Here is a 12,453-nt window from a genome sequence, read left to right as displayed (position 1 = left end):
GGGGTGGTGCGGGCCGGGCCGGTGCCGCGCGGTGAGCCCGGCGGGCGTCCGCCGCTCGTCGTGCGGGCCGGGCTGCCGCCCGGGGTGCGCGGTGGGGCGCCACCGGGGCGGCGTGCGTCGTGGCGGCCCGGCGGGCGGGCACCCGGGCGGCGCTGTGCCCGGGTCATGACCTTGTTCATGAGTCCCCGTTCTGCGGTCTGCGGTGTGGTTGTGCGGTGCGCTGCTCTACCGAGCAGTAACTTCCGCACGGCATCTTGTACGGCATCCGGTCCGGCACCGGCAAGGAAGACGCGGCCCGGGGCGGGCGGCCGACAGGTTCACTCATCCGAGTGGTGGCGGGCCCCGGAAGGCTTGGCGGAGCAGGGGCACACCGGGTGAGTCGCGGGGCGCGGAGTGGACGCGTGGGAGGGTGCGGCCGTGGGCACGAAAGAGGCCCCCGCACGTATCCTGAAGGCCGTCTCCCGAAGCCCTGCGAGGCCCTCCGACACGAGAAGGCGGCCAGCCATGCGCGTCTACGTCCCCCTGACCCTCCCCGGTCTCGCCGAGGCGTACAAGACGGGGGAGCTGGGGGCCGGGCCGTTCGTCGCGTACGCCGTCACGCCGGCCCTGCGCGAGTGGTACCTCTCCGACGACATGGAGGAGCTGGAGTACGCCGCGCTCAGCCGGGCCGCACTGGCCTCGCTGCGGCTGCTGGCCGCGTACCCGGACGCGCCGCGCCGCCGGGTCGTGGTCGCCGTGGACGTGCCCGACGGCACCGCGACCGCCGACCCCGACCGGGGGCTCGACCCCGCGGCGCTCGGCGAGGTGCGGGTGACGGGGACGGTGAAGCTGGCCAAGGCGGCCGCCGTGCACGTCGACCTGGACGACGCGGAGACGGATGTGAGCGCGGCGGCGGAGGCCCTGGCGGCGGCGGACGCCGGTGACGACGACGCGCAGTTCGTCGTGGACGGGGCCGAGGACCACGAGCTGCTCTGGTACGCCACGCAGGAGATCGCGAACCTGGTCGGGTTCGGCGAGGGGCCCTGATTGTCAGTGGCGAGGGGTAGTTTTTCCGGCATGGGGATGCAGTCAGGGGCGCATATCGTCTGGGACTGGAACGGCACGCTGTTCCACGACAACGACGCGATCATCGGCGCGACGAACGCGGCGTTCGCCGAACTCGGTCTGGAGCCGATCACGCTGGAGCGGTATCGCGCGCTGTACTGCGTGCCGGTGCCGAAGTTCTACGAGCGGCTGATGGGCCGGCTCCCCACGGAGGCCGAGTGGGAGCTCATGGACGCGATCTTCCACCGGTACTACGCCGAGCATCGGACCCGCTGCGGGCTGACCGAGGGGGCGGTGGAGCTGCTCGCGGGGTGGCGGTCGGCCGGGCACAGCCAGTCGATCCTCAGCATGTACGGGCACGAGGAGCTGGTCCCGCTGGTACGGGGCTTCGGGATCGAGGCGCACTTCATACGGGTCGACGGGCGGACCGGGCCCTCCGGTGGCAGCAAGGCGGAGCACATGGTGCGGCACCTGGGCGCGCTGGGCGCGCGGGTGCACCCCGCGCGCACGGTGGTGATCGGCGACGCCGCCGACGACGCGGTGGCGGCGCGGCACGCGGGGGCGCGGGCGGTGCTCTACACGGGCGGTTCGCACAGCCGGGCCAGCCTGGAGGAGGCCGGCGTGCCGGTGGTCGACACTCTCCGGGAAGCGGTCGCCGAGGCGCAGCGCCTCGCGGCGTGACCCGACGGCCGCATCCTGCGGCCTGTCGGGGCTGCCCAGACACGGGCAGCCGCGGCCTCTCGGGGCCCCACCCGTGCCAGGAGCGCCGGTGGGCGCGCAGGGCTTCGTCCGGTGCGGGCATACGCCCTGTCCGCCCACGCCACCCCTGTGCAGAACGTCAAACTTCCACCCCGGGTTTTGTACACATACGGCTCATGACGGGTTACCCGTGAAGAGCGATAGCCTTGTGGCGTGATCAGCGCGATAGTTCGCGGGGGCGCCCCAGCCTCCGCTCTGCGCCCGGTGTGCACGGAAGACATCCGTGACCGGGCGGCGGTCGCTGGTCCTCGCGGGCGGGACGGGGCCTCGACGGCCCCCAGGACGCCGCGTCAACCCCGACCGGCGGCGCCGCCGAGAGCAGCGTCACATCCGTCGGGCGCGTCGAGGATGGCCGATAACCCCCCGCTCATCTCACCTCGCGGCATAGCGTCGGAAGGGACCGGACACCCCGGACCGGGACGTTACGCCCAAGGGGAAGAGACCGTACTTCCTTCAACGTCACGCAACGGCGCGCGACAGGAGCCAGAGGACAATGCAGACCAAGCTGGACGAAGCCAAGGCCGAGCTGCTCGAGAGGGCCGCCCGGGTAGCTGAGAACAGTCCGGCCGGGGGGCACCTCCCGACCGGGACGACGGACGAGGGTGCCCCGGACCGGGACTCCGTACTCTCGTTCCTCCAGCGCTACTACCTGCACACCGCCCCGGAGGACCTCGCCGACCGTGACCCGGTCGACGTCTTCGGTGCCGCTTTCTCCCACTACCGTCTGGCCGAGAACCGTCCGCAGGGCACGGCCAACGTGCGGGTGCACACGCCGACCGTCGAGGAGAACGGCTGGACCTGCAGCCACTCCGTCGTCGAGGTCGTCACCGACGACATGCCCTTCCTCGTCGACTCGGTCACCAACGAGCTGACCCGGCAGGGACGCGGCATCCACGTCGTCGTCCACCCGCAGTTCGTCGTCCGCCGGGACCTGACCGGCAAGCTCCTCGAGGTGCTGGCCAGCGCGCCGACCGGCGAGTCGCTGCCGCACGACGCGCACATCGAGTCCTGGATCCACGTCGAGATCGACCGCGAGACCGACCGCTCCGACCTCAAGCAGATCACCGCCGACCTGCTGCGGGTGCTCTCCGACGTCCGCGAGGCCGTGGAGGACTGGGAGAAGATGCGCGACGCGTCGGCCCGTATCGCCGACGGACTGCCCGAGGAGACCCTGCCCGCCGACCTGCCCGAGCAGCAGGTCGAGGAGGCCCGCGAGCTGCTGCGCTGGCTGGCCTCCGACCACTTCACCTTCCTCGGCTACCGCGAGTACCGGCTGCGCGAGGACGACTCCCTGGCCGCCGTGCCCGGCACCGGGCTGGGCATACTGCGTTCGGACCCGCAGCACGCGGGCGAGGACAAGCACCCGGTCAGCCCGTCCTTCGAGCGGCTGCCCGCCGACGCTCGCGCCAAGGCCCGCGAGCACAAACTGCTCGTGCTGACCAAGGCCAACAGCCGGGCCACCGTGCACCGGCCGTCGTACCTGGACTACATCGGCGTCAAGAAGTTCGACGACAAGGGCGAGGTGATCGGCGAGCGCCGCTTCCTGGGCCTGTTCTCCTCCGCCGCGTACACCGAGTCGGTGCGCCGGGTCCCGGTCATCCGCCGCAAGGTCGACGAGGTCCTGGACCTCGCCGGCTTCTCGCCCAACAGCCACGACGGGCGCGACCTGCTCCAGATCATGGAGACCTACCCGCGCGACGAGCTGTTCCAGACCCCGGCCGCCGAGCTGGAGCCGATCGTCACCTCCGTCCTCTACCTGCAGGAGCGCCGCCGTCTGCGGCTGTACCTGCGCCAGGACGAGTACGGGCGCTACTACTCCGCGCTCGTCTACCTCCCGCGCGACCGCTACACCACGGGTGTGCGCCTGCGGATCATCGACATCCTCAAGGAGGAGCTCGGCGGCACCAGCGTCGACTTCACCGCCTGGAACACCGAGTCGATCCTGTCCCGGCTGCACTTCGTCGTCCGCGTCCCGCAGGGCACCGAGCTGCCGGAGCTGTCCGACGCCGACAAGGAGCGCATCGAGGCCCGTCTGGTGGAGGCCGCCCGTTCCTGGGCCGACGCCTTCTCCGAGGCGCTGAACGCCGAACTCGGCGAGGAGCGCGCCGCCGAGCTGCTGCGCCGCTACAACCACGCCTTCCCCGAGGGCTACAAGGCCGACCACACCCCGCGCGCCGCCGTCGCCGACCTGGTCAACCTGGAGCAGCTGGGCGAGGGCAAGACCTTCGCGCTGAGCCTGTACGAGCCGGTGGGCGCCGCCCCCGAGGAGCGCCGTTTCAAGATCTACCAGAGGGGTGGCTCGGTCTCCCTCTCGCACGTCCTGCCGGTGCTCAGCCGGCTGGGCGTGGAGGTCACCGACGAGCGGCCGTACGAGCTGCGCTGCGCGGACCGTACGACGGCCTGGATCTACGACTTCGGCCTGCGCATGCCCAAGGCGGTCACCGGCAACGGCGGCGACTACCTCGGCGACGACGCCCGTGAGCGCTTCCAGGACGCCTTCGCCGCTGCCTGGACCGGCAAGGCGGAGAACGACGGGTTCAACGCGCTGGTGCTGAGCGCCGGGCTGAGCTGGCGCCAGGCGATGGTGCTGCGCGCCTACGCCAAGTACCTGCGCCAGGCGGGCTCCACCTTCAGCCAGGACTACATGGAGGACACCCTCCGAAACAACGTCCACACCACCCGCCTGCTCGTCTCCCTGTTCGAGGCGCGGATGGCGCCCGAGCGGCAGCGCGCCGGCCACGAACTGGTCGACGCCCTGCTCGAAGAGGTCGACGCGGCCCTGGACCAGGTGGCCTCCCTGGACGAGGACCGGATCCTCAGGTCATTCCTCACCGTCATCAAGGCGACCCTGCGCACGAACTTCTTCCAGGAGACGGCGAGCGGCAGCCCGCACGACTACGTCTCCATGAAGTTCGACCCGCAGGCCATCCCGGATCTTCCGGCGCCGCGTCCGGCGTACGAGATCTGGGTGTACTCGCCGCGGGTGGAGGGCGTGCACCTGCGCTTCGGCAAGGTCGCGCGCGGCGGCCTGCGCTGGTCCGACCGGCGCGAGGACTTCCGCACCGAGATCCTGGGCCTGGTCAAGGCGCAGATGGTGAAGAACACGGTCATCGTGCCGGTGGGCGCCAAGGGCGGCTTCGTCGCCAAGCAGCTGCCCGACCCGGGCGTGGACCGGGACGCCTGGCTGGCCGAGGGCATCGCCAGCTACAAGACCTTCATCTCGGCGCTGCTCGACATCACCGACAACATGGTCGCGGGCGAGGTGGTGCCCCCGCGGAACGTGGTCCGTCACGACGGCGACGACACCTACCTGGTGGTCGCGGCCGACAAGGGCACGGCGACGTTCTCGGACATCGCCAACGAGGTGGCCGAGTCCTACGACTTCTGGCTCGGCGACGCCTTCGCCTCCGGCGGCTCCGCCGGCTACGACCACAAGGGCATGGGCATCACCGCCCGCGGCGCCTGGGAGTCGGTCAAGCGGCACTTCCGGGAGCTTGGCGTGGACACCCAGAGCCAGGACTTCACGGTCGTCGGCATCGGCGACATGTCCGGTGACGTGTTCGGCAACGGCATGCTGCTGAGCGAGCACATCCGCCTGGTCGCGGCCTTCGACCACCGGCACATCTTCATCGACCCGAACCCGGACGCGGCGACCTCCTACGCCGAGCGCCGCCGCCTGTTCGACCTGCCGCGCTCCAGCTGGGCCGACTACAACACGGACCTGCTGTCCGCCGGCGGCGGCGTCTTCCCGCGCAGCGCCAAGTCCATCCCCGTCAACGCGCACATCCGCCAGGCCCTCGGCATCGAGTCGGGTGTCACCAAGGTGACCCCGGCCGACCTGATGCGGGCGATCCTCAGGGCCCCGGTGGACCTGCTGTGGAACGGCGGCATCGGTACGTACGCGAAGGCGTCGACCGAGTCCAACGCCGACGTCGGCGACAAGGCCAACGACGCCATCCGCGTCGACGGCAGGGACCTGCGGGTCAGCGTCGTCGGCGAGGGCGGCAACCTGGGCTGCACCCAGCTCGGCCGTATCGAGTTCGCGCAGACCGGCGGCAAGGTCAACACCGACGCCATCGACAACAGCGCGGGCGTGGACACCTCCGACCACGAGGTGAACATCAAGATCCTGCTCAACGGCCTGGTCACGGACGGCGACATGACCGTCAAGCAGCGCAACAAGCTGCTCGCCGGGATGACCGACGAGGTCGGCTCGCTGGTGCTGCGCAACAACTACGCGCAGAACACGGCGATCGCCAACGCGCTCGCCCAGTCCAAGGACATGCTCCACGCCCAGCAGCGCTTCATGAAGCACCTGGTGCGTGAGGGCCACCTGGACCGGGCGCTGGAGTTCCTGCCCACCGACCGTCAGATCCGTGAGCGGCTCGGTGCCGGGCACGGCCTGACCGGCCCGGAGACGGCCGTCCTGCTGGCGTACACCAAGATCACCGTCGCCGAGGAGCTGCTGCACACCTCGCTGCCGGACGACCCCTACCTGCGCGGCCTGCTCCACGCCTACTTCCCGACCCAGCTGCGCGATCAGTTCGCCGAGCAGATCGACAACCACCCGCTGCACCGCGAGATCACCACGACCGTCCTGGTCAACGACACGGTGAACACCGGCGGCACGACGTATCTGCACCGGCTGCGCGAGGAGACCGGCGCGTCGCTGGAGGAGATCGTCCGGGCACAGACGGTGGCCCGCGCGATCTTCCGTTCGGCGCCGGTGTGGGACGCGGTGGAGGCGCTGGACAACAAGGTCGAGGCCGACGTCCAGACCCGTATCCGGCTGCACTCGCGCCGCCTGGTCGAGCGCGGCACGCGCTGGCTGCTCAACAACCGGCCGCAGCCGCTCCAGCTGACCGAGACGGTGGAGTTCTTCTCCGAGCGGGTGGAGCAGGTCTGGGCCGAGTTGCCCAAGCTGCTGCGCGGCGCGGACCTGGACTGGTACCAGCAGGTCTACGACGAGCTGTCCGGCGTCGGCGTGCCGGACGAGCTGGCCACCCGCGTGGCCGGGTTCTCCTCCGCCTTCCCGGCGCTCGACATCGTCTCGGTGGCCGACCGCATGGGCAAGGACCCGATGGACGTCGCCGAGGTGTACTACGACCTCGCCGACCGGCTCAGCATCACCCAGCTGATGGACCGCATCATCGAGCTGCCGCGCGCCGACCGCTGGCAGTCCATGGCGCGCGCGGCGATCCGCGAGGACCTGTACGCGGCGCACGCGGCCCTGACGGCGGACGTGCTGGCCGTCGGCAACGGCACCTCGACGCCGGAGCAGCGGTTCAAGGTGTGGGAGCAGAAGAACGCGGCGATCCTCTCGCGGGCCCGCACCACGCTGGAGGAGATCCGCAGCTCGGACGCGTTCGACCTCGCCAACCTGTCGGTGGCGATGCGCACGATGCGCACGATGCTGCGGACGCACTCGTAGCTCACCCGCACCGAGGGCGCCCCGGGCCGAGACGGCCCGGGGCGCCCTCATGTCGTTTTCTTTCCGGTGATTAGGAAACGACGCACGGTGAATTTACCTTTTCCTGCTAAACGGGATCATTCGGATAAAGTTGTGCGCGTGACTGTGAACCTCACGGAGAGCCGTCCGCCCGCGCAGGCCCGCGATGCGCGCCGCGCCGTCTGAGGCGCGCCCCGCCGGCAGAGCCGCGCGCCGGCCGCCGGTCGCCGCGAAGCGTTCCCTCGTCCCCGGAGCCGCCGCCGCGCTCCTCGTCGCCCTGCTGCTCGTGGTGATCGTCAAGCTCCCGTGGGCCGGTGACCTGGGCATGCACGCGGCCACCATCGAACGCCTGCGCCACAGTCCGCTGCACCCCGGCAACCCGCTCGTCGCCGCCGACACCCCGAGTCCGTACTACTCGCCGTGGATGCTGTTACTCGGCTGTCTCGCCCGGGGGAGCGGGTGGTCGGTCTTCGTCGTCCTGCGGCTGGCCGCGCTCGCCGGGCTGGCGCTGCTGGTGGCGGGCGTGTGGCGGTATGTGCGGACGCTGAGCGCACACCGGGCCGCGCCCGCCCTGGCTGCCCTGAGCCTGGTCCTTCTGTGGGGCACCGTCCTCATCAACTGGAGCGGCTTCCTCGCGCTCAACTCCCTGGCGCTGACCGTGTCGTACCCCAGCGTGTTGGCCCTCGGCCTGGCCTTCCACCTGTGGGCGTGGCTCACCCGGGCGCTGCGTGCGCCGACCGGGTGGGAGGTGTGGCTCGGGCTCGGGGCGCTGTGGGCGGTGATCCTGCTCTGCCACCAGTTCACCGGGGTCGTCGCCACGCTGGGCGCCCTCGCCGCGGTGATCGCCGCCCGGCCTCCGCGGGCGCTGTGGCCGAGGCTCGCCGCCGGCGCCGCGGCGGGGCTGCTGGTGCTGTGGCTGTGGCCGTACTACGACTTCTTCGCGCTGTTCTCGGTCGGCGGCGACCTGGAGGAGGTGCACCGCGCGCTCTACGAGTCCTTCCTGGGCCGCTACTGGCTGGCGCTGCTCGGTGTGGCCGCGCTGGCCGTGCGGTGGCGGCGCGACCGCAGGGACCCGCTGGTGGTCTTCTTCCTGCTGGGCGGGCTCGTGTGCGCGGCGGGGTTCGTCAGCGGCCACTACGCCTGGGGCCGGGCGCTGCCCGCCGCGCTGATCCCCGCGCAGATCGCCGCCGCACTGGCCGTGTTCCAGGGCGGCCGGCGCGCCGCGCGGATCCGCTGGGCCTGGGTGCTGGCCGCCGCGTTCGCCGTGGGCGCCTGGACCCAGGCGGGCATGCTCGGATACGTCGTCGGCCCCGCCGCACTGCCCGAGGCGCTGGCACCCCGCTACACGCGCCCCTGGACCGGGTACCACTGGATCACCCCGTACGTGAGGTACGGCGACGTCGTCATGGCCCGCGACTTCGCCTCCCGGCTGATCCCCGCCTACGGCCCCTACACCGTCGCCCCCGGCTACCCGGAGTTCTTCCTGACGGACGAGTCCCGGCGAGAGGAGGCCGTCCAGCGCTACTACACCCGCGCCACACCGCGCGGCGTCCGCAGGGACATCCTGCGGACGTACGACGTGCGCTGGGTGGTGGACGGCGCGGAGCCGGTGCAGACCCAGGGGCTGCGCCCGGTGGCCCACGGCCCGGACGGCGAGGTGCTGTACGCGGTGACTCCCGCGTCCTGAGCCCCACCGGGCCCCGGGACGAGGACCTGCCGCGAGATCAGGACTTGCCGCCGGTGAACGCCTCGTAGGCCTCCAGGACCTCCTCGGTCGGGCCGTCCATCCGCAGCACACCGCGTTCCAGCCACAGCACGCGTTCGCACGTGTCGCGGATCGAGTTGTTGTTGTGGCTGACCAGGAAGACCGTGCCGGCGTGCTTGCGCAGCTCGCGGATGCGCTCCTCCGAGCGCTTCTGGAAGGCGCGGTCGCCGGTGGCCAGGGCCTCGTCGATGAGAAGGACGTCGTGGTCCTTGGCGGCGGCGATGGAAAAACGCAGCCGGGCCGCCATGCCGGAGGAGTACGTCCGCATCGGCAGGGTGATGAAGTCGCCCTTCTCGTTGATGCCGGAGAAGTCGACGATCTCCTGGTACCGCTCCCTGATCTGCTCCCGCGACATACCCATGGCCAGCCCGCCCAGGTGGACGTTGCGCTCGCCGGTCAGGTCGTTCATCAGCGCCGCGTTGACGCCGAGGAGGGAGGGCTGGCCGTCGGTGTAGATCTTGCCGTTCTCCACCGGCAGCAGGCCCGCCACCGCCTTGAGCAGCGTGGACTTTCCGGAGCCGTTGGTACCGATCAGGCCGATGGCCTCGCCCTTGTAGGCGACGAACGACACCTTCTTCACCGCGTGCACCCGGCGCACGCCCGCGGCCTTCTCGGCCTTCTTGGGGCGCAGGATGCGGTTGAGGGCGGCGGTCGCGGAGCCGCGCCCCGCGCCTGTGCCGTACACCCGGTAGACGATGTCGACCTTGTCGGCGATGACGGTGGGGATCTTCTCGGCGCTGTGCTCAGCCACGGCCGTACCTCTCCTCAGCCTTCCAGAAGTAGATGAAGCCGCCGACCCCGGCGAGCAGCGCCCAGCCCAGCGCGAAGGCCCAGACGTGGTGCGGGAGCTGCTTGGCGTGGAAGCTGTCGATCAGCGCGAAGCGCATCAGGTCGATGTAGACCGCGGCCGGGTTCGCCTCCAGCAGCACCTGGACGATGTGCGGCAGGCTGCTGTGCTTCAGCGTCGAGTCGATGCTGAACATCACGCCGGAGACGTACATCCAGGTGCGCAGGATGAACGGCATCAGCTGTGCGATGTCCGGCGTCTTGGCGCCCATCCGGGCCATGATCATCGAGACGCCGGCGTTGAAGACGAACTGCAGGAACAGCACGGGGATGGTCAGCACCCAGGAGATGCCGAGCGGGATGCCGAAGCAGAACAGGATCACCACGAGCGCGGCCATGGAGAACAGCAGCTGCTGGAGCTGCTGCAGCGCGAAGGAGATGGGCAGCGCGGCGCGCGGGAAGTGCAGGGCCCGCACCAGGCCGAGGTTGCCGGAGATGGCCCGGGTGCCGGCCATGATCGAACTCTGCGTGAACGTCCACACGAACACGCCCGTGACCAGGAACGGGATGTAGTCGGAGACGCCGTGCTTGGTGCCGAGCAGCACACCGAAGATGAAGTAGTAGACCGCCGCGTTCAGCAGCGGGGTGGCCACCTGCCAGACCTGGCCGAGCTTCGCCTGGCTGTACTGGGCGGTGAGCTTGGCGGTGGCGAAGGCGGTGATGAAGTGGCGCCGCGCCCAGAGCTGGCGGATGTACTGCGGCAGGGAGGGGCGGGCGCCGCTGACGGACAGGCCGTAGCGGGCGGCGAGCGCCGTGAGGTCGTCCTCGGCCTCGGCCGGGCTCGGGGGCGGTGTGTGGATGACCTGACTCACATCCGCTGCTTTCGTCGGGGGGAGGGGCTGCCAACGTCCGGTTCCGTGTTCGCCGTCCGTTTCCTTACGGTTCTCTTCACGTTCTCTTACGTCGGGACGGGACCGTATCGTCGCAACGGGAGCGTAGGGCCAAGTGACGTCGGAACGCAACCGTATCGTCGTAACGCCCTATGCTGGACGGCATGACGACGAACGCCGGCGAACCCCAGACGCGTCCGCGCCGCCGTGCCCCCGCGGGGGCGGCCGTACTCCGGGAGGACGTGACGGAGGCGATCCGGGCCGCGGTCTTCGCGGAACTGGCGTCCGTCGGCTACGCGCGCATGTCCATCGAGGGGATCGCGCGGCGCGCGGGCGTCGGCAAGACGGCGGTGTACCGCCGCTGGCGGTCCAAGCTGCACCTGGTGCTCGACATCGTCTCGGCGCTCGCCGTCCAGGGCCTGCCCGCGCCCGACACCGGCTCCCTGGAGTCCGACCTCCGTCTGCTCTACGAGGTGACCTCCCGCGCTCTGCGCCACCCCGTGGCCTCGCAGGTCATCCCCGATCTCCAGGCCGAGGCGGCCCGCAACCCCGACATCGCCGAGGCCATGCAGAAGGCCCTGCGCGACGGTCAGGAGAGCGTCGCCAGTAGCATCCTCGCCGCGGCCGAGGAACGCGCCGAGATCCGCTCCGGCCTCGACCGCGACCTCGCCCTCGACCTGATCTCGGGTCCCCTGTACTGGCGCGCGGTCGTCATCCGCACCCCCAAACTCCCCAAGGGCTACCTGGACGCCCTGGCCCGCGGCACGGCGGAGGCGCTCAAGGCGCTGTAGCGCGCCGTACAGCCCCGGTGCCGGCGCGGTGAGCTCGGGCGTACGCAGCACCCGCCGGCCGAACCCCGGAAGCGGCACGTGCAGGACCTCGGTCCACCGCGCCGGTACGGCGTCGAGGCCGTACACGGCTCCCGCCAGGCCGCCGGTGACGGCGGCCACGGTGTCCGTGTCGCCGCCGAGACCGATCGCCGCGCGCACGGCGGCCTCGTAGGAGGCAAGTGGTGCGCAGGGCCCAGACGGCGGACCCGAGACAGGGCCAGACGGCGCCGTTGAACTCGGTCGCCGGGTCCGGATGCCAGTTCGCCGAGAGCACGACGGCGTAGCGCTCCCGGTGCTCGGGGTGCACCGCGGCGAGCGCGTCCTCGACGGCGTCGAGCGGGTCGGCCCCGGTCAGGGCGGCGCGCACCAGCTCGTGGAAGACCGCGGTGCCCTCCCAGGCCGCCCGGTCCCCGTGGGTGAGCGCGGCGATGCGGCGGGCGGCCTCCATGGTCGCCTCCCGGCCTCGGCCGGCGAAGTACACGGCCGAGGTGGCGGCCCGCATCAACGCGCCGTTGCCCGCTGCTCTCCGGCTTACTTGGAAGTGCAGTGCGGCAGCCGTGTCCCAAGGGTCGCCGCTGCTCAGAACCGCCTCGGTCTGCAGGCCGATGTCCTTCGGCTCCGCGGCAGCCCACCGGCGAAACCGCCCGAAGGCGTCCGGCAGGTCGAGCCCGCCGCGCTCCAGCAGTGACTCGCCCACCAGCACCGCGATCTGCCTGTCGTCGGTCGCCTCCCCGGGCTCCCAGCCGCCCCCCCGCACATCTCGCCCTCGCCGGGCCGCGGGAAGCGCCCGGAGAAGGCGACCTCAGGGCCGAACTCGAAGGGCGCGCAAAGCGCGTCGCCGACGGCCGAGCCGACAGCCGCGCCCAGAGCGCGCTCGATTCGCGAGGAGGCGGTCATCCGAACACGCCAGTGCTGTGACCGGTGAACCTT

General features: G+C 71.2%; 7 protein-coding genes and 1 pseudogene. 5 read left to right on the top strand and 3 right to left on the bottom strand.

The window, feature by feature from the left end; all coding sequences use genetic code 11:
- Positions 1–504 precede the first annotated feature (504 nt).
- From BZY54_RS40525 to BZY54_RS40510, 4 genes are all read left to right on the top strand, one after another.
- On the top strand, positions 505–1,026 hold the full coding sequence (locus BZY54_RS40525) for a DUF6912 family protein (RefSeq protein WP_086730367.1): 522 nt from the start codon (positions 505–507) through the stop codon (positions 1,024–1,026).
- A gap of 30 nt (positions 1,027–1,056) precedes the next feature.
- Positions 1,057–1,725 (top strand): HAD family hydrolase, encoded by a 669-nt coding sequence (locus tag BZY54_RS40520; RefSeq protein ID WP_086730366.1) that lies wholly within the window; start codon positions 1,057–1,059, stop codon positions 1,723–1,725.
- A gap of 571 nt (positions 1,726–2,296) precedes the next feature.
- Complete coding sequence (locus BZY54_RS40515) at positions 2,297–7,234, top strand: NAD-glutamate dehydrogenase (protein WP_086730365.1); 4,938 nt, start codon at positions 2,297–2,299, stop codon at positions 7,232–7,234.
- Between the two features lie 184 nt (positions 7,235–7,418).
- Positions 7,419–8,939 (top strand): hypothetical protein, encoded by a 1,521-nt coding sequence (locus BZY54_RS40510; RefSeq protein ID WP_208640921.1) that lies wholly within the window; start codon positions 7,419–7,421, stop codon positions 8,937–8,939.
- A gap of 37 nt (positions 8,940–8,976) precedes the next feature.
- Here the strand turns inward: BZY54_RS40510 and BZY54_RS40505 are convergent, their stop codons facing one another.
- Together BZY54_RS40505 and BZY54_RS40500 are read right to left on the bottom strand one after the other, a co-directional pair.
- Positions 8,977–9,768, bottom strand: a complete 792-nt coding sequence (locus tag BZY54_RS40505) for an ABC transporter ATP-binding protein (protein WP_086730364.1) — start codon at positions 9,766–9,768, stop codon at positions 8,977–8,979.
- A complete protein-coding gene (locus BZY54_RS40500) occupies positions 9,761–10,675 on the bottom strand; it encodes an ABC transporter permease (RefSeq protein ID WP_086730363.1) in 915 nt (304 codons plus the stop codon). Before BZY54_RS40500 ends, BZY54_RS40505 begins: the two co-directional genes overlap by 8 nt.
- Before the next feature lie 170 nt (positions 10,676–10,845).
- On the opposite strand from BZY54_RS40500, the gene BZY54_RS40495 reads away from it, so the two are divergent.
- Positions 10,846–11,484: a TetR/AcrR family transcriptional regulator gene (locus BZY54_RS40495; RefSeq protein ID WP_425276364.1), complete on the top strand. Its 639-nt coding sequence runs from the start codon at positions 10,846–10,848 to the stop codon at positions 11,482–11,484.
- 9 nt (positions 11,485–11,493) lie between these two features.
- Here BZY54_RS40495 and BZY54_RS40490 read toward each other — a convergent pair.
- Positions 11,494–12,420: pseudogene (locus tag BZY54_RS40490) on the bottom strand (ADP-ribosylglycohydrolase family protein); the annotation flags it as partial.
- Positions 12,421–12,453 lie beyond the last annotated feature (33 nt).

The sequence above is a fragment of the Streptomyces carpinensis genome, from assembly GCF_002154505.1.
Classification (GTDB): Bacteria; Actinomycetota; Actinomycetes; order Streptomycetales; family Streptomycetaceae; genus Streptomyces; species Streptomyces carpinensis.
Note: the sequence above shows the minus strand (reverse complement) of the source record. Positions and strands in the feature narration are given on the sequence as shown.